This is a genomic window from Candidatus Protofrankia datiscae (assembly GCF_000177615.2).
GTDB classification, from domain to species: Bacteria; Actinomycetota; Actinomycetes; order Frankiales; family Frankiaceae; genus Protofrankia; species Protofrankia coriariae.
Genome location: NC_015656.1, coordinates 376055 through 400835 on the forward strand (window position 1 = coordinate 376055; position 24781 = coordinate 400835).

Below are 24781 nucleotides of genomic sequence, written 5' to 3' on the forward strand. Positions count from 1 at the left end.
AGGGGACGGTGGGCTGTGACGACAAACCGCTTCCGTCCGCGGCTCGCCGGACCGGCGTGAGGCGAGCCGGGCGAGACGAGGCGAGCCGGGGCGGTCAGGCTGTTTGTTCGGGTGGGGGCCGGCCGTGTGTCCGGCTCCGGTGGAGTCAGGTGGCCGTGAGCGCGGGCCGTGGGTCCACCCGGCGGTACCGGGTGCGGAAGAACGCCCGGACCGGGCGTCCGCCGATGGCCAGGTTGTGTGTGATCGGCACTGGGCCGCTCGGGTACGTGACGTCGAACGACATCGTCACGGTGTCGGCCCGCTCCAGCGGTGTGTTCGGGTCGTAGACCCGCAGCGTGACCGCGGTCTGGCGTTGCTTGTAGGCATAGGCGAGCACCTGGTGGTTGTAGCCAAGCTGGAAGGGGTTGTAGGAGCGCACTGTGATGATGCCGAGCGGGGACAGCACGCCGCGGTCGAGGTCGAGGCGCACCCGTGGCCACTCGTCCACAACGGTGATCCGCCCGGCGCCGCGCAGCGTCAGTGACGACCGGGTGGTGTCCGCGTCCAGGGTGGACATGAGCCGGTAGTAGCGGGCGACGCCACGCGGGATGTCGAAGCTGTCGAACAGCCGGCGGGAGAGGTAGCGGTACAGCGGCGAGTCGGGCGGCGGCACGTCCTTCGACGTGGGCGGCGGCAGCTTCGCCTCGAAAAGATCGCGAGTGGTGTAGACCATGCCCCCGCACAGCCCGCGGCTGGCATCCCCGATCGGCAGCCGGCCGACACCCGGAATCCTGATCTTCAGGACGGGCTGCCTGGGGAAGTTGTTGGTGAAGGGAAGGGCCTGGCCGCTCGGCAGGAATCCGTCCACGGCTGCGTGGGCGTCGACCATCGATGTCTCCTTCCGCCTTCGCCTGGGAGCGGTATGTCCGTCCAGGGTCCCATCCAGACGGGATGGGCAGAAGCCGGCGGAAACCGGCAGCCGGCAGCCGGCTCCGCTCACCGCTGCCAGGTTGCGCAGTGATGGTCGTCGGCGAGCGTGCTGATCGGATGGATGTCACCGGGTGTGATCGTCAGCGTCTGTGCCTGCTCGGTGGTGCGGACCGGCCAGGTGGGCGGCGACGTCGTGGGGAGCGTCCGGCCGGCCGCGCCCACGCCGTTCCTCCCGTCTGCCGCTCCGGCCGGCGGCGTGTTCGGGTTGCCGGTGGCCGCGAACCTCGTCCAGTATGTGATCATCGTGGCGGACAGTTCCCGGTGGGCCTTGCCGGGCCACTGCCGGTCGGCGTCCGGGATCAGGTAGCCGAGTTCCCATCCGTGCGAGGCACCGGGGAGTGTGTCCGGAACGTACGGGGCGCTGCCGGGCAGGTCGAACTCGTAGGAGAAGACCGATACACCGGCCCGCGTCAGCATGGACGCCGAGGTCACGCTCGGGCAGGTGAACAGCGCGTCGGTGATGACGCGGGCGAGCCGTTCGGTCGGCGGCGCCGAACCTGGCGGATAATCCCTGAGGACGGCGCCGATCCTGTCGTGGAAATGCTGGTCGAGGATTTCGTTCACCTGTTGGTCGGTGAGCCTCCCGGCCCGGTCGCTCCAGGGCTCGGTGAAAATGCGGCCCTCGTCCTTCACCGTCCCGATGATGACCGGCACTTTCGCGAAGGTGCCGGTGGCAATGGCCGTGGACAGCGGTGCCGGCAGTGTCCGCCCACCTGTCACGGGCGCCCACGGGAACGGGTTGAGGATGTCGGTCTGCTGGTCGGCCGCGGCGAGCACGTCCCGGGCGGGTAGCGCACGCATGCAGGCCGCTGCCCGGGCGGGGTCGGCGCAGCCGAGTCTGCGCGCGGCGTCGGTCCCGGTCCGCTCGGCATCCGGCATCGCCAGGAACGGCCATGAGCACGGGCCGCTCTGCACGATCGCGCGATGGAACAGGCCGGCCGCGGGCGGGGAGGCAAGCAGCGCGCAGGTACTGATCGCCCCGGCCGACTCGCCGAAGACCGTCACGTTGCCGGGGTCGCCGTGGAACGCGGCGATGTTGTCGCGGACCCAGCGCAGCGCGGCTGTGATGTCCTGAACCGCGTATGTTCCGGAGTCACCCGGCTGTGGCCGCCCGTTCTCGGACTGGCTGTTCCCGGACTGCCCACCCTCGGCGTTGAGCGAGGGCAGCGCCAGATATCCCAGAATTCCCAGGCGGTATTCGACCGAGACGACAATCACCCTGCCTGCGGCGGCGAGCAGGCTTCCGTCGTATTCGTTCGCGGAGCCGCCGACAAAACCGCCGCCGTGGATCCAGAACATCACCGGTAGCCGGCCATCGCCCGCCCGGTCGTTGCCGGCCTCGCCGCCTATGTCGCCGTTCGGGCCGGGGCTGCCGGTCGGGCCGCCGTCCGTGCCGCCGTTGGTCTCCGTGGCGGGGACGTGAACGTTGACGAAGAGGCAGTCCTCGTCGGACTGTTCGCCCAGGCCACCGTCGTCCGGACTGCCCTGAAGACAGGGATGCGCTTTCTTCGTGGCATTCCGGATACCCGGCCAGGGCACGACGGGCTGGGGTGACCGCCACCGTTGGTCACCGACCGGTGGTGCCGCGTACGGAATTCCATAGAAGGACGTGCCCAGGGCGGTGTGTGCGCCGCGGACCGTACCGCCGGTCACGGACACGACTGTCGGGCTGGTTCTCGTTGAACCGCCACCGTCCTGTTCACGGTCGTCATGCGTCGAGTCGGCCGAGCATGACGTGACCGTAAGGCAGAGGGCGACGACGAAGAGCAGTGACACCACGCCCGACGTCATACTCCGGATACGGACCGGCCCCATGGCTGCCCCCCGGTGTCATGGTTCATATCCTCGACCGGTTCATGTTCCCGATGGTTCATGTCGGTGGTCGGCGCGCTGCTTCCTGGCGCTGTGTTTCCCAGGGCGGCGCTTCCGTGCTTCCCGGTGTGCTGCTTCCCGGTGTGCTGCTCCCGCACTCATTCCTTGCGTATTCTAACGGTGACGGCAGCTGGCCGTCCGCCGCGCGGTCGGGTTCCCGCCAGCACCGGCGTGGTGATTGTCGACTGGTGATCGGAGTCGACGATTCAGCGATCGGCGCCGACGCCGACGAGGATCTCCGTTTTGTTCGCCTTGCGGGTCGCCGCGACGGGTCCCCGCAGGCCGGCGGTCAGGAGGCCCACCGGTGGGGGCTGCGGTGTCTTCGTGGATGCCGCGACGGGGAGACCGCCACCGCCGTTACCAGGGCCTGTCCCCGCTGCCGGTGTTCCGGAAGGCGGCGCGGGGACAGGGGTGGTGGTCGTTCTTCCCGCGTTCGGGGCCAGGACCGCCCGGCTGATCGGCAGGGAGGGCTGCGCGATCGGGCACGAGACCGCCCGGGTCGCAAACCCGACGTGGAACGCCCCCTGAACGCCGGGGGGCGCGTCGGGATGGCAGCGGGCGCCCGCGAGGAGCGTGTCCCCGAGGTTGCTGTTGTTCACAGTGATGATCGGGTTGAGTTCTCGGGTGGCTCCCGTGGGATCCGTGTCCCTGAACAACGTCGCGACCGGCCCGGCCGCCGCGACGGTCATCGCGAGGATCAGTGCCTGCAGGGCCAGACTGCTGCTGTTACGGTGTTCCAGACGGGCACGGGAGAGCGGCGGGAACGCCCACCTGGGCGCATGTCGCGCTGCGCGCCTGGGTACAAGCCGCGCTGCGTGCCTCGGCGCATGTTGCACAGTGCGGTGGCCCGACGCGCGGCGGTTACCGCGTCTGTCGTGGTTCCTGCCGAGACTGCCGTGACGGCGGCCCACAGCCATGGCGGCATCGCACGACATCGTGCGGCACCTCCACATCCTGCGCATCCTGGTCCGTCGCCCATGGTTATGACCGGCACATCCAATATGAGCGGCAGGCTAGTGTCCTGAGTCGTTGATTCGTGTGCAGATAGAATGGGCTGGTGCCTGGCCCGAGCGCGGATCCCATCGAGTTGTCGTCTGCTGAGCGTGCGGTGCTGGAGGGCTGGGCCCGACGGCGGAAGACCGCGCAGGCGCTGGCGTTGCGCTCGCGGATCGTGCTGGCCTGCGCGGACGGTGGGACGAACTCGGGGGTCGCGGCCGAGCTCGGGATCACCCGGGGAACGGTCGCGAAATGGCGGGAGCGGTTCGCGGTCGACCGGCTGGAGGGCCTGTCAGACGAGGCACGTCCGGGAGCGCCTCGGAAGGTCACCGACGCCCAGGTCGAGGCGGTGATCGCGAGGACGTTGGAGGAGAAGCCACCGAACGGCGATACCCATTGGACATCGCGGTCGATGGCGAGGGCCAGTGGGCTGTCGCAGTCGACGGTGTCACGGATGTGGCGGGCGTTCGGGTTGAAGCCGCATCTGGTCGAGACGTGGAAGCTGTCCACCGACCCGCTGTTCGTGGACAAGGTCCGTGACGTGGTCGGGGTCTACCTCGACCCGCCGGAGAAGGCGATCGTGCTCTGCGTCGACGAAAAGTCGCAGGTGCAAGCTTTGGATCGCACGGCACCGGTGCTGCCCCTGATGCCGGGTACCCCGCAGCGGATGACCCACGACTACGTCCGCCATGGCACGACCAGCCTGTTCGCCGCGCTCGACCCGACGTCCGGGTCGGTGATCGCGCAGACCTTCCGGCGGCACCGTCACCAGGAGTTCCTGCGCTTCCTCAAGCTGATCGACTCCTCGGTCCCGAAGGGCTACGACCTGCACCTGGTCCTGGACAACTACGCCACCCACAAGACCCCGGCGGTGAAGAACTGGCTGCTGCGCCACCCCGCTTCCACCTGCACTTCACCCCGACCTCGGCGTCGTGGATGAACCTGGTCGAGCGCTGGTTCGCGGAGCTGACCACCCGCAAGCTGCGCCGATCGACGCACCGCTCGGTCGTCGAACTCGAAGCCGACATCCGCCGATGGATCAACGCCTGGAACAAGGACCCGAAGCCGTTCGTCTGGGCCAAGACCGCCGACGAGATCCTCGAGACCCTCGCCGCCTACTGCCAGCGAATCAACGACTCAGGACACTAGCTGGTTCTGGTGCCATGCGTAGTGTTGTCGCCACGTGTTGGGTAAGTGTGGATGTTATGTGACCGACAGTAAAGGGCGCTGGGGTGGGTCACGTTTGGTGTCCGCGGAACGGGACACAAATCCATCACCCTCCGATGCGTCGGGGATACCAATGGCAACACAACTGGCGGTGACAGGATGTGCGGCGGCGTCGGGCGGCCGTCCACGCATGTACACGGCATCACATGGCATCACATGGCATGCACACCGCATCACATGGCATGAGGTGGTCCTGATGGCAACGAGTGTCACGACGGCCGGCCCGTTCGGCATCCCGCTCGACGTCCCACCGGGCGCGGATCCGGACCGGGCGCTGCCCGCTGATCTGTCGGATCCAACCCGGACCGGTGCGGCGCTCGGTGCGCTCGTCGAGTCCGGCCGGCTCGATCCTCCGCTGTCCGCTGGCGCGTCCTTGCCGACCTTGCCGTCAACGACGTCACGCTGGCGCGACTGGCAGCCGGGCACGCCGGCGCGGTGGCGATCCTGAACGATCTGGACGGACCGGTGCCGCGGCGTGACCAACGGTGGGGGGTGTGGGACATCGACACCCCGGTGAGCCCGCTGGCCGCCCGCTGGGGCCCGGACGGCTGGACGCTGCATGGCGCCAGACCGGCCTGTTCAGGGGCGCGGGTGCTCACCCACGCGCTGGTGGCAGCCGAGATCACCACCGCCGAGGCGGGGGAGGCGCGCCAGCTGTTCGCCGTGCGGCTGGACGACCGCGGCATCGCGGTGGCGGCCGGTGGGCGGGCGTCCCGGGCGATGGCCGGCGCGGACACCGCGACGGTGCTCTTCGACGGGGCACGGGCCGTGGCGGTTGGCGGGCCCGCCGGGACGTCCGGCCGCTCCGCCACGGCCGCCACGGCGTACTCGGACCGGCCCGTATTCTGGCACGCCGCGGCAGGGGCCGCGGCCTGCTGGTTCGGCGGCGCGATCGGAGTGGCCCGCCCGCTGTTCGCCGCCGGCCGCCTCGACCGAGCCGATCACGAAGGCCGTTCTGGCTACGAAGGCCGTTCTGACCATAAAGACTGGACCGTCCGCCATGGATCCGTCAGCGGATCCGCCAACCGGTACGGGGCCACCGGCCGCGGCGGGCCCGGCGGCCACCACTGGTTCGCCGACCGGCGGGGGCGGCCGCTGGACGCGCGTGCGCTGGTCCACCTGGGCCGGGTGGATGCGCTGCTGATGGCCGGGCGCTGCGTCCTGGAGACGGCCGCACGGGAAATCGATGCCGACCCGGGCGACACCGGCGGCTCGGCGCGGCGGCGTGCCCTGCAGGTGCGGGCCTCGGTCGAGACGTGCGCGACAGAGGTGATCGACCTGGTGGGGCGCGCGCTCGGCCCGGGGCCGTTGTGCTCCGACCGCGGCTACGCCCGGCGCGTCGCCGACCTCGGCTTCCACCTGCGGCACAGCCACGTCGAGCATGATCTCGAGACGCTCGCGAACGCCGTCCTGGACGATCTCGACCCGTTCTGGTGGTGACTGACAGCGAGGTGGCCACGGCGGGTCAGGTGGGTATCGATGACGGCATGAAGCATCGTCCCGAAGGCGTCCCGCCGGGTGATCTTTCCGACGAGGATCTCGTCCGCGAGGTGGAACACCTGCACGCGACCCGGCACGACACGTTCCTGCACGGCACCGGGGACGCGTTCGACACGCACACGTCACGGATGCTCAGCCTGGAGTACGAATACCGGCGTCGGTTCGCGGCGGTGCTCACACCGGACCCGCTACGGACCCGTGCCGGCAGTCGCCGGGCCGCCGCCGCGGGCCGTGCCGGCTCGTGACGTCCCTGGCCTGACCGCAGCGTGCGGTACCCGACACCCGACGCCCGGCGACCTGACCGGCCGGTGGCTGTCACCGGCTCGTCGCAGCCCCGGGCCGTGCCGGGCGCGACGGGTGGTGCGCCGGGTCAGCTTGTGATGTCCCGGGTCGCGAACACGATCCGGGCCAGGACGAGCATGGTTATGCCGTAGCCGCCCTCGAGCATCAGTCCGTGCTGGATGCTGGACCAGGGGACCGGCGCGCGGAACAGGTCGACGAACGCCATCCAGTAGTGCGTGGGCAGGTAGGGCTGAATGACCTCGGCGGACGGGATCTGGTCGAGTACACCCGCGGTGACCAGGATGCCGAGCGCGCCGAGCGTGGCCGCGAGCGGCGTGGACGTGATCGTCGACAGGAACAGCCCGCAGCCGGCGATCCCGAACATGGACGCGGCCACGAACAGCGCCGACAGCCCGATCCGGATCGCCGCATCCGGCAGGGAGAAAGGCGGCCCCCCACCGGACAGCGGCTGGATGGGAGCGAGCCCGAACAGCGCCCAGCCGACCGTGAACGCGGTCGAGGTCACCGCGCTCACCGCGATCAGCAGAAAGGCGATGATCGAAATCATCTTGGCGGCCAGCAGCCGTCCCCGTCCGACCGGGCGTATCACCAGATAGCGCAGAGTGCCGGCGCTTGCCTCGCCCGCGATCGCGTCCCCCGCCAGCAGAAGCACCGCCACCGGCAGGAACAGCGGCAGGACGAGGGCGAGGGCCGCGACCGGGAACCACGTGCCGTTGCGGACGACCTCGGCCAGGAACGCCGGGCCTATCGGCTTCGAGCCAGTTCCGCTGATCTTCAGGAAGATGGCGACGATGACCGGCAGCGCCGCGAGCATCAACACCGACACCCACGTTCGCCGCCGCAACAACAGCAGGCGCAGCTCGACGCGGATCACTGCTCGTCCTCGGCCGGCTCCCAGCCGCCGCCTCCGTCGCTACCGGTCAGCTCGAGGAAGACGTCCTCAAGCGTCCGTCGTTCCACCACCAGTTCGTGTACGCGCACACCAGCCGAGACCAGCGCGGCGTTGAGCGCCATGGGGTTCAGCGTCCGCGCGATGAGGGAGTGCCCCTCCCGGCCCTCCAGGACGCGCTCGAGCAGGTGCGCGGCAAGGTCGGAATCGGGGGTGCGCAGGGTCACCCGGCCGGTCGGGCCACACAGCGCGTTGAGCGAGTCATGGGCGACCAGACGGCCGTCACAGACGATCGCTGTCTCGGTGCAGAGCATCTCGACCTCCGCGAGCAGGTGCGAGGACAGGAAGACGGTCGTTCCCGCGGCGTTCAGCTCGAGCAGCAGGTCACGGATCTCCCGGATGCTCTGCGGATCAAGCCCGTTCGTCGGCTCGTCCAGGATGAGTAGTTTGGGATGCCGCAGCAGCGCCGCGGCAAGGGCAAGCCGCTGTTTCATCCCCAGTGAGAACCTGCTGATGGGCCGGTCGTCGACGTCGCCGAGCCCGACCCGTTCCAGAGCGTCCTCGATCCGCTTGCGGCGCGAGCGCCGGGCACCGCCGCGCCCGGCCGAGTCGAGAGCGGCCAGTTCGACCCGGGCGGGCAGGAAGGTGTGGAACGCGGGAGCCTCCACGAGCGCGCCGACCTTGGGCAGCACCTGCCGGGCATGACGGGGCATGCTCCGGCCGAGCAGCCGGACACTGCCGGCGCTCGGGCGCACCAGCCCGAGCAGCATCCGGACGGTTGTGGACTTACCCGAGCCGTTGGGGCCGAGGAACCCGAACCGGTCACCGGTCGCCACCTGCAGGTCGAGGCAGTCGACCACGGTCCGGCCCCGGTAGCGTTTGGTCAGCCCATCCGCATGTATCGCGAACGTCATGTCGGCTCCCGCCCGTCGTCGGCGGCAGCGGGTTCGGTGGCGGGCACGGCGACAGTAGGCGCAGTAGGCATAGTGGCGGCGGGCATGGGACGGCCACGCGTCAGGGCCGGCGGGGCATTCGGACCAGGCCCCACCCGCGTCCGGGGGAGCCGCCCCGGCCCGTCGGAGCAGGATGATCGCAAAGTGGGCACTGTAGTAGTAGGCACTGTAGTACTAGTAAACCGGGGCTATTACGTGCCATCGACAGACGGGGGCAGATCGGGTCCACCGCGCCCACCCCGCGTGGGATCTCGCCACGGCAGGTACGATCAGGCCCAGCGGGCCGTTAGCTCAACTGGTAGAGCAGCAGACTTTTAATCTGCGGGTTCAGGGTTCGATCCCCTGGCGGCCCACTCCCTGGTTCCACTGCCCTGTAAAGGATGTGATTGAGATCGCCGATCTTGATTGCCCTCTTCAAGATCAATGACCCCTACGGGTGACCCCAACGTCAGTCTCCGTCCGGGAACAGGTGATCGAGACGATCCGCCGCACCTCGTTGGATTATCTCGGTAACCTCCACATAGATCATTTTGGTGATGGTCGGGGAGCTGTGTCCCAACACGTTTTGGATGTTGTCGATGGTCACGCCTTGCTCATAGAGCAGCGTCGCGCACGTGTGTCGAAGATCGTGGAAGCGGATGCGGCGGAGCCCGGCACGGCGGCACAGCGCGTCGAACTGGCGAGTGACGTTCCGCGGTTCCAACGGTGTGCCGCGTGCGGACGCAAACACAAGATCGTGATCGGTCCATGTTCTACCGGCCGCATCCCGCTCCGTGTCCTGTCGCTCCTTGTGCCCACGGAGCACGCGGACGCAGGAAGCAGACATGGCGACGACCCGGGCCGAGCTGTCGGTTTTCACCGGGCCGAGCCGAAGTTGCCCGTTGACCCGTTGCAGGCTGGTACGGACCCGAAGGACCCCGCGGTCAAGGTCGATGTCGGACCAGCGCAGACCGAGGAGCTCCCCTTTGCGGAGCCCGAGCATGAGCGCCAGCACGTACAGCGCGTAGAGACGGCCGCCCCGGGCCGCCTCGAGGAATTCCCGTGCCTCACCGGATGTCCACGGGGTGAAGTGCGGCCGATACCGGTGGTTCAAGCGAAGGTTCTTCGCCACGTTCTGTGTGACAAGCCCCTCGAGAAAGGCATCCTGTAGCGCGACGCGGAGCACCCGGTGTGCGTAGCGGATTGTCCCATCGGCGAGGAACTCTCCGCAGCACTCCGGAGGAGTTTTCGCACAGCATCGCGCACCGGGGATAACCCGAGCGTTCTTCCGTGGCCGTGTACGCGCAGCCCGTGTGTGCTGAGCGCGTTCCTCACGTGCCGCGTCTTTCCCGAGCGCGCAGCAGCGGCACACCGTCTTCAGTCGGTTGAATGCTGCCCGGATGTCCGAGGGTTGCAGCGAGGCGAGTTTCTTCCGACCCAGCACCGGCACGAGATGCACGAGGATGACCGTCTCATAGCTGCGATAGGTCGTATCGCGGAGCCGATCCCGCACGATCTCACGCAGCCAGTGAAGCAGATAATCACCCACCGTCATGCCACCGACAGGAACCCGGGCACCATTCATCCGCGCGGCTTGCAGCCGGGTAAGTTTCTCGTGAGCTTCCTCCCAGGTGTGCCCGTAGACGCTGCGACGAATCTCGCGTCCGTCGCTGGTGACGACATAGGCGCGACCCTCCCACCTGCCACCGGCACGTTGACGAATCGTGCCCTCACCATTGACGTTCCGCCGACCCGACCGGCGGGATTCCTCCGGCTCCTCAGGTACCGCCAACGCGGTTACAGATGACATCAGACAGCATCCTCCATAATCCTGTTCTGGTAGGCGATGAGGGATTCCACCGTGACCCGTCGGCAGCCCCGTACCAGCACCCCGACGATTTCCCGCTCCTTGATAAGCCGGTACACCGTCCACTTCGACACCGACAGGCGTTCCATGACGTCCGCGACCGTCAGCAGATCCTGAACGCTGTGCATGCCTCTTCTTTCTTCGTGGATGCGGATACGGTTTCTCACGCCGCAAGCGGCACACGACGGTTTTCCTCACGCCGTGAACGGGCTTGGTCTGCGGCTTGCAGGGCGAGCCAGGCGTCACTGGGTGTTTTGTAGCCGGAGCCTTGGTAGCGCCAGTTCGTCATGGCGACGGTCAGGTCGTCATCTTCGGGCCGCCCCCAGGCGTCCACCGGGATGCGTTCCTCGCAGGTGGGGGTGTGGGTGCGTGCCCAGATTCGACGGGTGATTCGTCGTGCGGTGAACGTGGTCGAGTACCGTCGGCTTTTGGTCAGCCAGTGGCCGTTGTAGCCGAATTGGTGTGCCCATTTCCGCAGGCCGTACTCGGCCAGTTCCGGTATCCGTCCGAGTCGCCAGGCGGTGTGGGCGAGCCGGGCGTGGTGCGGGGTAAGGAACGGGGTTCGGGCGTGCACGTCGTCGGTGTCACGGAACCGGCGGTCCAGGGTGCCGGTATCGACGACGCTTTTCGTGATGTATTTCGCCAGGTAGTTCCCGACCGCGAGCGGAGTGAGTTCCCCGCCCTCGACACGGACGTGCCGGACATCGGCTTGCTCGCCCCAACGTGCGACCGTCATCGCGGGAAGCGACGGTGTTGTCGGGGGCCGCTGGTCTATATCGAGGAGACCACCATCGGCGAGCACGGCCAGCGCGTCGGTCAGCGACGGCAGGTCGTAGGTGCGTGGGTTCGGGCAGGGCTGTTCGGCATGGGTGACCGCCCAGCGCCAGCAGGCCGCCAGCAGCTTCCCCGTCGCCCAGACCGGCGGAGGCGCCCACGTCCCGTCCGGGGTGGTGGCGTCGTCGAGGCGGAGCAAGGCGTGGAAGTGCACCGCGCCCCGGGCCTGTCCCTCGGCAACCTTCACATAGGAGATCCGGACCGCTTGCCGGCAGGCCCGTTCCGGGATGCCTTCCGTCCGGGCCATGCGCCGGTAGGTCAGATCGACGGTGCGTTTCCATAGCCGGCCGGCCGCCCGGTTCCACAGGATCAACGCGGGGTCGTCGTGGCAGTCCGGACAGAGTGCCTGTCCGAGGAGCGGGTCGTCGTCGGGGTGGACCCGGTGGCAGCCGGCCGCGATCCCGTGGGGGCAGCGGCCCCGACGGGGCCGGCATACCTGGGCCGGGCCGTGGTTGGACCGACGGGAATGCACCGGCCCGAACGACGGGGCGGTCACCGTCACGAACAGCCCCGGATGCGCTGTCACCGATTCCGGGACCCCGGCACCGCCGACCATTCCGGCGTGGACGATCTGCCAGGCGTCCCCGGCGTACAGGTAAGAGCAGGACGGGCATACCGACGCCCGCCGGTTCCCGCACGGCACCAGGATCACCCCGTCCGGCATGCCGGTGGTGTCGAACGTCCGGCGGGTTTCTCCGGTGGCGGTGTCGACCTGATCGATGGTGCCGGTCAGTCGGACCGGATGCGCGCAGCCGGCCACCCGGTCAAGCTGGGCGAGGAACCCCGATGCGGAGCCATCGACCACCCGGGGGGCGAGCGCGCGGAAATACTCCGAGTCCAGTACTGACATACGATTGCCACCTCCTTTCCCGGGTGTGCGGCGGGCCAGGTACATGACAGCGCAGAATGCTGACGGAAAGCAGCACATAAAACCGGTGGGATTCCGGTGGAACGCGGGTGGAAAACCGGTAGGGAAAGATCGTGGGGCTTTGCCCCACGCCCCGGCCCTCTCTCTGAGGAGGGGAGGGTTGCGCGCGTGCGTTCGCCTGTGGGTGGGGTGGGTGGCTGGGTGGGGGGTGGTTCTCCCCGCCGGTCGGGCACCCGGAGGGCTACCAGGGAACCCCCCACCCATGCCAGCCGGGCAGGATGGTCGGCTCTCGCGGTGGGGCATGGGTGGGAGAACCCCTGGTAGAGGCGAGCTTGCCCGACCGACGAGGAGAACCACCCGGGTGGGCTATCCGCGTGGACGCGGCGTTGTACGGGTTTTCGACGGGACACGTCCGATGCCTTTGCAGACTCGGCAGGTCAATTGTCCCGGGCCGTTACAGGACTTGCAGTCGGTCAGCCGACCGGCGTTACGGTTACGACGCGGCACGATTCCCTTTCCTTTCTCGGACAGCATCCGTAAAGCTCAGTGCAGGGTTTTCCCGGCTCGGCTACGGGAGCGGATGAATGCTTGCCATTCCGGATCGAGTTCCGCTTCCGTCAGATAGGGGTCGGTGACAGCCGTCGCCGACGGCACGGCCGGCATGTCCGCAGCGGCGGTCCGGGGGCCGGGAATGGCGAGGGGAGCGGGGTAGTCCCGGGCGAGGGTGGTGATGTCGGTGTCGGTGGGGTAGGCGGCACGGACCCGGATGGGTTCGCGTTGCCGGTCGAGGCGGACATAGCCGACGCCGTGCGCCCACGGGGGGATGGCGTCACAGCGTGCCCCGCGTGCCCGGGCGCCTTCCCCGAGCACCATGTCGACTTGGACGGGTTCGTCGAGGCGCAGCGCGATTCGGGTCGGGAACAACTGCCGGTACGGCAGCACGTCCTTACTCGGATCTTGCACCGCGACGAGGAGTCCGACGCCGGGCCCCCGACCCTGCGAACAGATGATCTGAACGGCTATGTCAACGCTGGCAGCCAACCTGTGATCCGGCTGGTAGGCGGAGAGGAACGCGAATTCATCCACCAGCAGCAGCACGAACGGCGTCTCCACCGACGGGGTGAGCATACGCAGCCGGCGGGTTTTCAACTCCGCCGCCCGGATACGGGTGTAGTCCGCCCCCGCCATGAGGAGATCCGCCATCTCCCCGGTCGAGCCGTCCGCGTAGCGGGTGAACAGGCCCCGGGCCGGGTAGAGTTCCATCCCGCCTTTCGGATCGATCCCCCACACCTCCACCACCCCAGCGGCGATCAGCGGAGCCAGGCCGCGCAGGATGCTGTGCAGCACCGAGCCTTTCCCGGTTCCGGTCGCCCCCGCGAGCAGGGTGTGGGTACCGAGCAGGCCCAGCGTCCACGGCGCGCCATCTTCCCGCAGCCCGACCGGCAACGCCCGCAGATCCGGGGTGGTCGGGATCGGTAGCGCCGGGATCGGGGTGGCCAGCAGGTCACGACGGCGGACATCCACCCACACCCGACCCGGACGGTGCACCCGGATCTGCACCTCATCGGCGCGCAACGCGTGCGCCAGCGGGACCGTGACCGCGTCCAGGTCGTCGGGTGACTGCCCAGGACGTAGGCCGACGAGGAGGGAGTCCCGGGCCCGGGTGGTCCGGACCCGCAGCAACCGAGGCCACTGCTCGACATCGTTGGCGGTCACGGTCAGGTTATGCCGGGCCATCAGCCGCCCCCACCGGGGGGCATACCGCGTCCACCTGCGCCACCACGCCGCCAGCCGGCCGGCCAGCCACAGCCGGTACGAGCCCGGATGGACGATCCGCCACACCAACACACCGCCGGCGAGCAGCGCCACCGCCACCGCGAGGGGACGCCAGCCCACCCGGTCCACCGCCAGCAGCACGATCAGCAGCGCCAGCGAGGTTCGCCGGTAACGGACCGCCAGCCGCGCCAGCCCCGCCAGCCCGGCCCGTAGCAGCCAGCCGGCCAGCTTCCCCAGCGTGACGCCGACGCTGTCCTCCGGGGTGACTCCTACCGGGCGGCGGTGGCGGACGGTCACCCGGGCCGCCGGATCGAGATCCGCCAGCAGCGCCGTCATCCGGCGGGTCACGACGACCGTGCCTGTTGCCGCGCCGCGTGCAGCAACTCTGTCAAATACTCCTCCAGTCCCATCAGCGACTTCATCGCCGCGTGCAGCAGGGCACGGAAATCCTCATCCTCGATATGACCGAAATGCGTGATGACCGCTGCGATACTGTCCGCGGACTCGGCAACCGTTCCTTTCGCCGACCGGATCAACACGGACGCGTCCCCCGACATCCACGGAGACAGGCGATACGCGGGAATCATCAATGAACATCCTTCTGTCGCAGGCACGCATACACGCGCAGCTATCAGGGAGAGCGGGATGGGCGGGACGGTCCGGTCAGCCGCTATCCCGAGGAGTCACCCCCGAGCGGTCGGCATACCAGGTTTCCGCGCAGGTCTTATGGCAGGGTTTCCCCCGCGGGCTTCGACACAGCGCCGGTTTCCCGCACACCACGCACGGACGGGCATCCCCCACCTCGACATGACGCCAGTCCAGCAGGACCGGGCCGTCGGTCACCGGCGGGCACGGGACCGCCGACGGAGTTCCATCGTGATCGGTGGGGAGGCGTCCGCCGCGCGGACCAGCGGAATCGACACCACCCCGGCCCGCGACCGGCCGTCAGCGTCGAACGGCAACGGCAACTGTGTGCCACGGGTGGTACGGGCACGACGTCGAGTAGCCACCGCCGGTCAGGTCTCGTCGACCAGGACAAGATCTGTGATAGACATGAAGATGCTCCGTTTCTCACGCAGGGAACAGGGCACACCGGCCCCGGCAGGTCGGGGGGAGCGGGCAAACTCAGCACCCGACCACCGGGGACGGCCACCCATCACGGTCAGCTCAGGCGGTACTCCGACCAGGCCGCATGCTCGACATCCACAGCCGCGCGAATACCAGCCTCCGAGCAGCCCGACCGACGCCGCGCCGCCACTTCCGCACGCGCCTTATTCGCCTTCTCTAACTTCGCCGCGCGCTGAATCTCCTTGCTACCACGAGCCATAACAACACCACTCCGTTTCTCACGCAGGGAACAGGGGGACAACCACCACCCCGAATGTGGGCAGGAGCGGGCAACACACAACCCACACCCGGGGAGAACAGCCTTACTACTACGCGGCAACTCCGACAATGCATCCGGTAAGACCGGCTGCACCTTCGCCGCTATCCAGACCTTCACCGACCCGGCTTATGCCCGAACTTCCAGTCCACATCTTCGAGCCTGCCGAGATAAACCGTGCACGGTTCCGGGCCACCATAGATAGCGTCCCGTACGCGGATAACAGCACTCTGCTCCGCCTCGTCAACTTTCAGGACATCCACACGCCGACTCCAACCGAAACGGCAGTACCAGCCGACGCCGATAGCCTCTACAGGACCCTCATCCTTGTTGCCACGAGCCATCGCAGCATTCCGTTTCTCACGCAGGGAACAGGGGAACAACCACCACCCCGAATGCGGGCAGGAGCGGGCAACACACAACCCACACCCGGGGAAGACACAGAAATGCCTACAGGAGCCTGACCGTCAGGAACGTCGACGGGATCGTCGACGCGCGTGTTCCGCTTCCACCTCAGCGGCAACACCATCCCAGTCCTTTACCGCCGAAGGATCGTCACCACAGTACCGTCGTGCAATACTCCGGAGATTACGGGCAGCCGACGGCAGAACCCAATCCGGAAGACTACCAATCGCAGCCTTGTTGTCACCATCACGAACAAGGTCCACGACCAGCGAAACACCATCAGCCACGACTACGCCGCCGACTTCGCCGTACGAGCAGCACCCGGAGCATGCATCCCGGTCGCGCGAATCGCATACGCCATCCGCCCCGTCGACCGATTCACATACGGCGCCACCGACAGATTCTCGAACTCAACCGGCCGGAACGGCAGCCCCGGCAACGCATCCGGCGGAACCGGCTGCACCCTCGCCGCGATCCGAACCTTCACCGACCGCGCCGACGCCCGCGCCTCAGGATCCGCATCATGCACCGGCACATCCCACAGCAACAGACCACTGTCCTTGTCCGTCTTCTGCCGCCGTGACGCCATCGGCACCTTCTCATCGAACTCCGACACCGGCTCCACCGGACCCGTCACAAACGCACCATGCGGGAACAGCTCATCAAATGAGATCTTGAACTCACGAGGAACAGGCATGGCTTACGTCTCCTTAAGGATGGTTTGTGATCCCAACTGGTAGGAACGTCCTGTCCAGTAGGACCACTATAGCAGACTGGTAGGGACGTGTCTACCAGACGTCTGGACAGGACATGCCGACGTGCCGACCAGTACCCTTAGCTATGTCCGGCAGTGGCAGCGGCACCCAGGAGGCCCCAAGCGAGACCTTCCCGCAGCCTAGGAAGGAAGGTGACGCAGAGTGACGCCAATTGATCGAACGAGTGATCGACCTGCTTATCAGCAAATAGCGGATGAACTTCGTGAAAAGATCGTAACTGGCATACTTCCTGAGAAGGCGAAGCTCCCTTCTGAGCGTGAGCTCTCCGAAGAGTATGAAGCTGCACGCGTTACAATTCGGCAGGCAATCGCGGTTCTTCGGGGTGAAGGTCTAATATCCGCCGAACATGGACGTGGAATATTCGTTAGGCAACGGCGCCCCATTCGAAGGATTGCGCAGAAAAGGCTTTCTCCTAAAGCGCGATCTCTGAATCAGAGCGCCTTCCTTGCAGATACGGCGAATGCCGAATATGAACCCTCTGTGAAGGTGTCTATATCGGTCGAAGGTGCCGACAGTATGACGGCTGAAGTTCTCAACATTGATCCAGGCGATGAGGTTTTGGTTCGGGATCGAGTGATGTTCGCCAACGGTGAGCCTGTTCAACTAGCAACATCGGTATTTACGTGGAAGCTCGCTGGCGGAACACGGATAGAGCAGGAAGACACTGGCCCCGGGGGGGTACACGCTCGACTAACTGAGCTAGGCCGTGAGCCTGTCCGCTTCGTCGAGAAAATAACCGTCCGGATGCCTAGTCCAGAGATCAGAAAAGAGCTTCGGCTAGACAATGGCGTTCCTGTCATCTACATAACTCGTGTCGCGCTTGACAAAAATAGCCTTCCAGTCGAAGTGAACTATATGACTCTTGCAGCCGACCGATACGAACTCGTATACGAATTCTCCTTCGAGAGCGAGAACTGAACGATCGAGAGCGTGTGCCAACTTTCCTTACTTGTTCAAGGGCGGGGGCTTCGCCCCCGCCAGGCACACTCCCGACGCACACGACACGCGGCGCGCGGGTACCCGGTCGCTTCCGCCGCGCAACATGGGGCCCCGCCGCCCTCCGGGCGGCACCCCATGGCGCGTCGGGCGCCCACCCACGCGGCGCGTCGGAGCGTCGGAAGTGTGCCAGAAGGCACACCGAAGCCCGACCCCAGTACGACCCCAACCGCGACGATCGCACGGCACCCCACGGCCCCGTCATATCGAGACGTACCAGGGCACGAGCGACATCAAACCCATAGCGTCGACCGCCTTTTAATCTGCGGGTTCAGGGTTCGATCCCCTGGCGGCCCACACTTGATTATGGCTGCGACCTGCGGTGATCCCATTCTCTAGATCTTCCTTGGAAGATTATTTGAGGTTTGCGAGCTCAATGCGGGCCCGAGTCGCACGATCTTGTTCGTCGGGCGATTGCGCGGGCTCAACACCATGATCCTATTTTGTGACGCTGTGTGTCTGCCGGCGAGTTGACTGAGGTCGGACTCGGTCGTCTCTGGACTCCGAGTGAATCTGACGGCCGCGGCCGTCGAAGCCGGCCGCAACGCACAACAGACCCCGCCCAGCTCCCCTGCGCGGAAGCCGCGTCCACGCCGCCACCAGAAAGGCGCGAAACGGATAATTCGGGACAATTGATCATTGTCCCGCAACTTCCTCGCTGCAGAGCGGCGCAAGGACCACAAGTCCCACGTAGATACGGTCTATAGTCACCAATAGCTCCGTATTTGCGGATCTTGTGCAGCGTCGCACGCCCTGCGTTTCGCGCCTAGAAGTTGTCATCCCCGGTGTGGACGGGCACATCTGCTCGCATCGCGCACCCCTGACGCGAAGGTTGATATGAGATCGCATCTGTCCGTGCGTACGTGCACAGCGGGAACAGCACTGGTCCTGGGCGCCGCGCTGGCGGTGGCCTTCCCGGCCGCGGCGCACGCCAACACCGTAGGCGTCACGGTGAAGTCACCCGGGGCTACCAGCGGTCCTGCAAACCCTAACTCCGAGATCTCAACCCACGCGGACTGTAGTAGCGGCCTGATCTCCGGCGGTGGGATCAACCAGGCCACCGGCACCGGCAACGGCAACCATGTGATGGGCACCTCACCCAGCCCCGACGGCACCACCGAATACACCGGTTCCGCCGGGGTTGTCGGCACCGATGTGACGCACTGGCTCGGGATCGGCGGAAGCGGCGGCCAGGTCGACAATTCCTTCTCCACCACGCCCTTCGCGGTGTGCTTCACCAGCAACCTGATCAACCACACCCAGGTGGTCATGAGCAAGACCAACGCGCCCACCACCGGGTCGACGGTGGGTCTGGTCACCGCGACCTGCCCGGCGAACACGGTTCTGCTCGGCGGCGGGGCGCGTGCCACCCCGGCCAGTGTCGGCAACTTCAAGCCGATCGCCAGCTTCCCCACCTTCAACAACTCCGCACATGACTACGGCCAGAAAGCCGCAGCCGACGGCGAGACCAACCCCGACTCCTGGACCGCCGTCGGGTGGGCCAACGGCACCAACAGCACCAACGAGACCTACGCCTACGCGATCTGCAGCGGAAACAACATCAACATCAGCGGCGTCACCGTGAAAGTCCACTACAGCGAGGCGAGCGGCCCGACCACGGGGAGCACAGGCCAGAAGACGACAGTCAACTGCCCCAGCGGGGACGGGAAATTGATCAGCGGGGGCGCTGCCATCAGCGGAGGCAGCGTGACCACGACCGACTTCACCGCACCGGGCTCAGGCGGTGACCACCTTAACGGAAGTTTCCCCAGCGACTCGAGCGGCAACCCGGTCAGTGACGGGACCACCACGGCGGCGTACTGGACAGCCTTCACCCATACCGGGGGTACAAGCTCGCCGAACACCTACTCCGACGTCTGGGCGCTGTGCGCCAACGACGGCGTCTGAAGACACCTGTAACCCCGGTCCGCGGGCGGGCGCGGCACCGAGCATGGCCCGCCCGATGTTTCGTCACGTGACGAAACGCGGTTTCTGCAACACCCACAGCGGACAGGTGGTTCCGGTGCTGCGCGCCGGGACCGGGACCGGGAAACCGTACGGATATACCGCGGATGCGGTGAGGAAGATCGCGGGCAGGAAACGCGGAGGCCCGCGGTGCCGGCCCGCCGCCTCGCCGGCGCATCAACCCTGACCCAGCAAGAAACGGTTCGGGACCCCTGGAGCCCCGAGCCCCGATTCCGAGGGGCATAGCTGAGAGGTGCTTGGTCTTGGGAGTTTCTTTTGGTTTACGAATACGCCGCCAGAGAGGGCTGATCGTCATACGCAAGCGTCGTGTCTCTGCGTGGTCCGTTTCGGTGCTGGTTATTGTGCTGACCAGTTCAGTGGCGGCGTTGTCCGCGTCGAGCGCTTCTTCGGCAAAAGCCGACCTGTGCGGGAGTTCGGGCGTCCTCAACGAGAAGACCTGCACCTACGACACGGTCGGGTTAGACACCTTCACCGTGCCGGCGGGAGCGAAATGGCTCGAGATCACGGTGGTCGGCGCCCAGGGCGGGCATTACTTCATTGCCGGTGACGACATTCATGGTGGCTCGCCGGTGGGTGATATCACCGGCCGTCCGGGTGGGAGCGGCGGCCAGGCGTATGGCACGCTGACGGGTCTGTCCTCGGGTCAGGTCCTGCAGGTCGATGTTGCCGGCAAGGGTACTGACGGCACGGCGGCGAGCCGGTCTGGCGGGAAGAACAACGGACCCTCCGGGGGGCAGGGCGCCGTGGGGGGCTTCGGCGGCTCCAACAGCGGTGTAGCAGGCGGTAAGGGGGACGCGGCCGGGGCCGATGGCGGGACCGCGAGCCTCAACGGTGGCAACGGCGCCGGTGGCGGCGGTTCCTCGGATGTACGGATCGCGGCTGGTGGCTGCGCGACGTTGACGTGCGGTCTGGCGGACCGGGTGCTGGTCGGTGCGGGCGGCGGCGGAGGCGGCGGCACTGGTGGCCAGGGCTACGCGCTGGGCGGTGCCGGCGGCGCCGGTGGCGGTACTGCCGGCGCGGCTGGTGGTGCCGTCGTCGATGGTGGCCACCCGGGGACTCCTGGGGGCGCTGGAACCCAGACCGCAGGTGGGGCCGGGGGGCTCAACGCCGGGCGGCACGCGACTCCGCCTCCGCCCGATCCCAACGATCCGCGTTTCGGCGGTGATGGCACCGATGGCCGCTCTGGGTCAGGCGGCGCCGGGGGCGTGGGAAACCAGGCCTGCCTGGGTGTGCACACCCCGCCCTGCCGCAACCCCGATGATCCGGCTGCGGGCGGTGGCGCCGGTGGCGGCGGTGGCGGTGGGTACTTCGGTGGTGGCGGCGGCTCGGGAGGTGGTGGCCTCACGGTCGGTGGCGGCGGGGCAGGCGCCGGTGGGGGCGGGGGAAGCTCCTTCGCCGCACCGACAGTGAGCTCTGTCGCCCTGACCGCTGGTGTCAACGCCGGGACCGTCAACAAGGGCGACGGCGAGGTCATCATCACGTGGGGTTCCTCGCAGGAGCCCAAGCCCACGAAGCCCACGAAGCCGTCCACGCCTCCGACAACAAGCCCGACACCGACACCGACACCGAGCCCGACATCGAGTCCGGACCCAACGTCGAGCCCTGCTCCGAAGCCGGCAGCGGCCACCGCCTATGTGATCAACAATTTCGGGAACACGGTCACCCCGATCGACGTGACGACCAATACGGCCGGTGCCCCGATCCGGGTAGGTGCAAGCCCCAGAGGGCTTACGGTCACACCTGATGGCAGGACCGTCTATGTGACGAACCGGGCTGACAACACGGTGACGCCGATCGATGTGGCCACCAACGCCCCTGGTGCCCCGATCCCGGTCGGTCAGTTCCCGTTCGGGGTCGCAGTGACTCCCGACGGCCGGACCGCTTACGTGGTGGACAACGCCAGCGATGACGTGACGCCGATCGATGTGGCCACCAATACTCCCGGTGCCCACATCCCGGTCGGGGACGACGCACACTACGTCGCGATCACCCCCGATGGCAGGACCGCCTACGTCACCAACGCCGCAAGCAACACGGTGACGCCGATCGATGTCGCCACCAACACCCCCGGCACACCGATCCCAGCCGGGAACAACCCGCAGGGAATTGTGATCACACCCGACGGCAAGACCGTGTACGTCACGGACAACGCCGACGCTGCCAGCGCCACCGTGACACCGATCAATGTGGCCACCAACACCCCCGGCAAACCGATTCAGGTCAGCGACCGCCCGGTCGGGATCTCGATCACGCCCGATGGCCGAACCGTGTACGTCACCAATGAGCGTGACGCCGTGGTGACGCCGATCGATGTGGCCACCAACACCCCCGGCACTCCTATCTCCACCGGAGGCATCGAACCGTTCTACATCGCGGTCACGCCGGACGGCGTGGCCGCCTATGCGGTCAACCGCGACAGCGACACGGTGACGCCGATCGATGTGGCCAGCAACACCGCCGGCACCCCGATCCCCGTCGGTGACCGGCCGGTGGGGATCGCGATCAGCGCACCACCGAAGGCCGTTCCGACCCCGCCGGTGTGCGGGACGACCGGTGTGCTGTCCGGGACGACGACAATGACCTGCACCTATCACAACATCGGATCGGACACCTTCACGGTGCCCGCGGGAGTGAGCTCGGTCGAGGTCGTGGTGACCGGCGCCCAGGGCGGGCACTACTTCATCGCTGGTGACGCGGCACACCCGTCCCCGGCAGGGGACATCACCGGGCGTCCCGGAGGCGGCGGTGGCCAGGCGTCCGGGTCGCTGACGGGGCTGAAGGGCAACCAGGTCCTGCAGGTGGACGTGGCGGGCAAGGGCGCCAACGGAACCGCGGCCTCGCGCTCGGGCGGAATGAGCAATGGCCCCTCCGGCGGATCGGGAGCACTCGGCGGGTTCGGTGGGTCCGACGCCGGCGTGTCAGGTGGGCCTGGTGATGGCTCCGGCGCGAACGGCGGGACAGCGTTCGACGGTGGTAACGGTTCCGGCGGCGGCGGTTCCTCCGACGTCCGCGTGGCCGCGGCGGGATGTGCCGCACGGAAGTGCGACCAGTCCACCCGGGTGCTGGTCGGTGCCGGCGGCGGCGGCGGCACCGGCGGGCAGGGCAACGCGCTCGGCGGAGCCGGGGGTGCCGGCGGCGGTGACGCCGGCACCGACGCTGGGTCGACCGTCGATGGTGGTAATGCCGGACTCCCGGGCAAGGGCGGCACTCAGACCACCGGAGGCGCCGGAGGACTGAACGCGTGCCGGCACGGCGCTGGGAATCCCCCGACCACCGATCCGCTGGCCGATCCGCGCTGCGGCGGAGACGGTACTGACGGCACGCCCGGTGCCGGCGGTGCCGGGAACCTGCCCTGCAGCGGGGTGCACACCCCACCCTGCCTGGACCCGACCGCCACCACGTCCGGTGGTGGCGCGGGCGGCAGCGCGGGCGGCGGCTACTTCGGTGGTGGCGGCGGCTCCGGTGGCGGCGGGACCTGAGGTGCTGCCCATTCTACGGACACGCGATAACTGGACTATATCAGCTTTACGCCGCCTCTGGTATTGATGTCCGACTCGTCAGGTAGAGACGTTCGACGTGTTCCGGGGTGTGGTAGCCGAGGGTGGAGTGGAGTCGCTGCCGGTTGTAGAAGACTTCGATGTACTCGGCGATCGCACTGCGGGCGGCACGACGGGTTAGGTAAATTTCCCGATAGACGAGTTCGTTTTTCAGGGTGCCAAAGAAGGATTCGGCGGCGGAGTTGTCCCAGCACACTCCGGTGGCGCCTACGGAAGGTCGCACGCCGTGTCGTGCCAGCGTGCGATGGTAGGCGTCGGACGTGTATTGCGTACCGCGATCCGAGTGAAAAACCGCGTTCGGTGCAAGGGTGGTGCGGGACGCGGCCATGGTGAATGCGTCGACGACGAGTTCGGTCCGCATGTGACTGGCCATCGACCAGCCGAGAACCTTCCGTGAATAGCAGTCGATGACCGTGGCGAGATACAGCCAGCCTTCGCCGGTACGGACATAGGTGATGTCACCGACGAGCTTGGCCCCGGGGCGGGTGGCGGTGAAGTCGCGGCGGACGTGGTCGGTGGGCACCGGCGCCTGGCCGGGGATCGTGGTGCGGCGGTAGGCCCTGGGCTGGCAGGCCTTCAGCCCTGCTCGGCGCATGATCCGTCGGGCGAGCGGGACCGAGGTGGGCTGGCCCGACGCGGTCAGAGCGGCGGCGATCCGCCGCGCGCCGTAGGTCTGGCGCGAGGCGGCGAACAACGCCCGCACCTGGGTGTCCAGGGTGGTGTGCCGGCGGGTCCGGGACGACACCGGTCGCTGGTACCAGTCGTAGAAACCGGACGTCGACACCACGAGCCACTGGCACATTTTGCGTATCGGGTAGTTGTCCTTCTCCGCGGCGATCAGCTCGAACTTATCGATCACTGATGGCGTTGCGCGAAGAAGGCTGCCGCTTTTGAGAGGAACTCGCGCTCCATCCGGAGTTCCCGGTTCTCCTTCTCCAGCTCCCGTAGCCGGGCACGCTCGGACATCGACAGCGGTTCTTCTTCGCCTTGGTGGGCCCGACGCCAGGTGGCCACCCAGCTCCCCAGGGTTCCCTCGTTGATACCGAGGTCCTTCGCGATCGCCGATACCGGCCGACCCGAATCGATGACGAGTTTCACTGCCTCGTCCTTGTACTCGGGCGTGAACCGCCTCCGGGACTCAGTCATCAATCTCCTCCGCTCACGGATCAATTATCCCACATAGGGATCACTGTCCGAAGAACGGGGACCACCTCAACATGTCGTGCAGGACGAACGCGAGCCGTTCGGACGGGGTGAGCGTTTCTAGCACGACGAGCAGGGCCAGGCCGACGGAGTCGGCGAGCACCGTCCGCTGTTCCGGGTCGTCGCTGTCGTCGACGTTGACGATCGGTTCGGGCAGCCAGGTACCGACATAGTCCTCCCGGCGGGCCTGGCGGGCACGCAGCATGTCGATGCACACCCGTCCCACGACTGTCGTCAGCCAGCCGCCGAGGTTGCCGATCGAATCGTCGTCGGAGCGGCTCAGACGCAGCCACGCCTCCTGGACCGCGTCCTCGGCCTCACTGCGCGAACCGAGCATGCGGTAGGCGACCGCGTGCAGCTGTGGGCGCTGTCGCTCGAACTGCTCGGCCTGCCACGTCGCATCGTCCACGGATCACCGCTCCTTCGATCGAACCCCTCCTG

At 67.4% G+C, this 24781-nt stretch carries 18 protein-coding genes, 1 tRNA gene and 2 pseudogenes; 8 read left to right on the forward strand and 13 right to left on the reverse strand.

The window, feature by feature from the left end; all coding sequences use genetic code 11:
- Positions 1–145: 145 nt before the first annotated feature.
- From FSYMDG_RS01585 to FSYMDG_RS01595, 3 genes are all read right to left on the reverse strand, one after another.
- The gene (locus FSYMDG_RS01585) at positions 146–868 is read right to left on the reverse strand and encodes a hypothetical protein (protein ID WP_013871884.1); all 723 of its coding nucleotides are present in this window, start codon (positions 866–868) and stop codon (positions 146–148) included.
- 107 nt (positions 869–975) lie between these two features.
- The gene (locus FSYMDG_RS01590; protein WP_013871885.1) at positions 976–2784 is read right to left on the reverse strand and encodes a carboxylesterase/lipase family protein; all 1809 of its coding nucleotides are present in this window, start codon (positions 2782–2784) and stop codon (positions 976–978) included.
- A gap of 263 nt (positions 2785–3047) precedes the next feature.
- Positions 3048–3530 (reverse strand): hypothetical protein, encoded by a 483-nt coding sequence (locus FSYMDG_RS01595; protein ID WP_043602744.1) that lies wholly within the window; start codon positions 3528–3530, stop codon positions 3048–3050.
- A gap of 368 nt (positions 3531–3898) precedes the next feature.
- Here FSYMDG_RS01595 and FSYMDG_RS01600 point away from each other — a divergent pair.
- From FSYMDG_RS01600 to FSYMDG_RS01615, 4 genes and pseudogenes are all read left to right on the forward strand, one after another.
- Positions 3899–4986, forward strand: a pseudogene (locus tag FSYMDG_RS01600) (IS630 family transposase).
- Positions 4987–5260: 274 nt separating this feature from the next.
- Entirely contained in the window at positions 5261–5512 is a 252-nt protein-coding gene (locus FSYMDG_RS01605; protein WP_131772029.1) for a hypothetical protein, read from the forward strand.
- A gap of 17 nt (positions 5513–5529) precedes the next feature.
- Positions 5530–6504 (forward strand): acyl-CoA dehydrogenase, encoded by a 975-nt coding sequence (locus FSYMDG_RS22485; protein WP_131773800.1) that lies wholly within the window; start codon positions 5530–5532, stop codon positions 6502–6504.
- The gene (locus FSYMDG_RS01615) at positions 6501–6809 is read left to right on the forward strand and encodes a DUF6158 family protein (protein WP_013871889.1); all 309 of its coding nucleotides are present in this window, start codon (positions 6501–6503) and stop codon (positions 6807–6809) included. Before FSYMDG_RS22485 ends, FSYMDG_RS01615 begins: the two co-directional genes overlap by 4 nt.
- Before the next feature lie 125 nt (positions 6810–6934).
- Here the strand turns inward: FSYMDG_RS01615 and FSYMDG_RS01620 are convergent, their stop codons facing one another.
- Together FSYMDG_RS01620 and FSYMDG_RS01625 are read right to left on the reverse strand one after the other, a co-directional pair.
- A complete protein-coding gene (locus FSYMDG_RS01620) occupies positions 6935–7741 on the reverse strand; it encodes an ABC transporter permease (RefSeq protein ID WP_013871890.1) in 807 nt (268 codons plus the stop codon).
- Positions 7738–8670, reverse strand: a complete 933-nt coding sequence (locus tag FSYMDG_RS01625) for an ABC transporter ATP-binding protein (RefSeq protein ID WP_013871891.1) — start codon at positions 8668–8670, stop codon at positions 7738–7740. Before FSYMDG_RS01625 ends, FSYMDG_RS01620 begins: the two co-directional genes overlap by 4 nt.
- A gap of 319 nt (positions 8671–8989) precedes the next feature.
- Between FSYMDG_RS01625 and FSYMDG_RS01630 the strand changes: the two genes are divergently transcribed.
- Positions 8990–9062, forward strand: a tRNA-Lys gene (locus FSYMDG_RS01630).
- A 95-nt stretch (positions 9063–9157) separates the two neighbouring features.
- On the opposite strand, the gene FSYMDG_RS01635 is transcribed toward FSYMDG_RS01630, so the two are convergent.
- The 6 genes from FSYMDG_RS01635 to FSYMDG_RS01660 all read right to left on the reverse strand — a co-directional run bounded on the left by FSYMDG_RS01635 (position 9158) and on the right by FSYMDG_RS01660 (position 16519).
- Positions 9158–10480 carry a tyrosine-type recombinase/integrase gene (locus FSYMDG_RS01635; protein ID WP_043602748.1) on the reverse strand — a complete coding sequence of 441 codons (1323 nt, stop codon included), beginning with the start codon at positions 10478–10480 and terminating at the stop codon, positions 9158–9160.
- Between the two features lie 17 nt (positions 10481–10497).
- Positions 10498–10683 (reverse strand): helix-turn-helix domain-containing protein, encoded by a 186-nt coding sequence (locus FSYMDG_RS01640; protein ID WP_043602750.1) that lies wholly within the window; start codon positions 10681–10683, stop codon positions 10498–10500.
- Positions 10684–10718: 35 nt separating this feature from the next.
- Positions 10719–12239, reverse strand: a complete 1521-nt coding sequence (locus FSYMDG_RS01645) for a replication initiator (RefSeq protein WP_013871894.1) — start codon at positions 12237–12239, stop codon at positions 10719–10721.
- Positions 12240–12800: 561 nt separating this feature from the next.
- Positions 12801–14381 carry a type IV secretory system conjugative DNA transfer family protein gene (locus tag FSYMDG_RS22490; protein WP_013871895.1) on the reverse strand — a complete coding sequence of 527 codons (1581 nt, stop codon included), beginning with the start codon at positions 14379–14381 and terminating at the stop codon, positions 12801–12803.
- On the reverse strand, positions 14378–14620 hold the full coding sequence (locus tag FSYMDG_RS01655; RefSeq protein WP_013871896.1) for a hypothetical protein: 243 nt from the start codon (positions 14618–14620) through the stop codon (positions 14378–14380). The genes FSYMDG_RS22490 and FSYMDG_RS01655 overlap by 4 nt, the downstream gene beginning before the upstream one ends.
- Positions 14621–16111: 1491 nt before the next feature.
- A complete protein-coding gene (locus FSYMDG_RS01660) occupies positions 16112–16519 on the reverse strand; it encodes a hypothetical protein (protein ID WP_013871898.1) in 408 nt (135 codons plus the stop codon).
- 220 nt (positions 16520–16739) lie between these two features.
- Between FSYMDG_RS01660 and FSYMDG_RS23780 the strand changes: the two genes are divergently transcribed.
- The 3 genes from FSYMDG_RS23780 (at position 16740) to FSYMDG_RS29370 (ending at position 23059) form a co-directional block, all read left to right on the forward strand.
- Positions 16740–17516, forward strand: a complete 777-nt coding sequence (locus tag FSYMDG_RS23780) for a GntR family transcriptional regulator (protein WP_013871899.1) — start codon at positions 16740–16742, stop codon at positions 17514–17516.
- 915 nt (positions 17517–18431) lie between these two features.
- Positions 18432–19502, forward strand: a complete 1071-nt coding sequence (locus FSYMDG_RS01665) for a hypothetical protein (RefSeq protein ID WP_013871900.1) — start codon at positions 18432–18434, stop codon at positions 19500–19502.
- A 407-nt stretch (positions 19503–19909) separates the two neighbouring features.
- Entirely contained in the window at positions 19910–23059 is a 3150-nt protein-coding gene (locus FSYMDG_RS29370) for a YncE family protein (protein WP_283204992.1), read from the forward strand.
- Positions 23060–23105: 46 nt separating this feature from the next.
- Here FSYMDG_RS29370 and FSYMDG_RS01675 read toward each other — a convergent pair.
- Positions 23106–24283 (reverse strand): IS3 family transposase gene (locus FSYMDG_RS01675; protein ID WP_085948528.1). Its coding sequence is split into 2 segments (ribosomal slippage): positions 23106–24022 and positions 24022–24283, totalling 1179 coding nucleotides; the frame shifts between segments, so codons are not numbered across the junction.
- Between the two features lie 70 nt (positions 24284–24353).
- A pseudogene (locus tag FSYMDG_RS01685) lies at positions 24354–24749 on the reverse strand (sigma-70 family RNA polymerase sigma factor); the annotation flags it as partial.
- Between the last annotated feature and the right edge of the window lie 32 nt (positions 24750–24781).

What these genes read in the sequence shown, in the direction of transcription:
- FSYMDG_RS01660 (WP_013871898.1), bottom strand. Translation starts at nt 16,519, where the DNA reads ATGCCTGTTCCTCGTGAGTTCAAGATCTCATTTGATGAGCTGTTCCCG.
- FSYMDG_RS01665 (WP_013871900.1), top strand. Translation starts at nt 18,432, where the DNA reads ATGAGATCGCATCTGTCCGTGCGTACGTGCACAGCGGGAACAGCACTG.
- FSYMDG_RS01640 (WP_043602750.1), bottom strand. Translation starts at nt 10,683, where the DNA reads ATGCACAGCGTTCAGGATCTGCTGACGGTCGCGGACGTCATGGAACGC.
- FSYMDG_RS01585 (WP_013871884.1), bottom strand. Translation starts at nt 868, where the DNA reads ATGGTCGACGCCCACGCAGCCGTGGACGGATTCCTGCCGAGCGGCCAG.
- FSYMDG_RS01645 (WP_013871894.1), bottom strand. Translation starts at nt 12,239, where the DNA reads ATGTCAGTACTGGACTCGGAGTATTTCCGCGCGCTCGCCCCCCGGGTG.
- FSYMDG_RS01655 (WP_013871896.1), bottom strand. Translation starts at nt 14,620, where the DNA reads ATGATTCCCGCGTATCGCCTGTCTCCGTGGATGTCGGGGGACGCGTCC.
- FSYMDG_RS01595 (WP_043602744.1), bottom strand. Translation starts at nt 3,530, where the DNA reads ATGACCGTCGCGGCGGCCGGGCCGGTCGCGACGTTGTTCAGGGACACG.
- FSYMDG_RS01625 (WP_013871891.1), bottom strand. Translation starts at nt 8,670, where the DNA reads ATGACGTTCGCGATACATGCGGATGGGCTGACCAAACGCTACCGGGGC.
- FSYMDG_RS01590 (WP_013871885.1), bottom strand. Translation starts at nt 2,784, where the DNA reads ATGGGGCCGGTCCGTATCCGGAGTATGACGTCGGGCGTGGTGTCACTG.
- FSYMDG_RS01605 (WP_131772029.1), top strand. Translation starts at nt 5,261, where the DNA reads ATGGCAACGAGTGTCACGACGGCCGGCCCGTTCGGCATCCCGCTCGAC.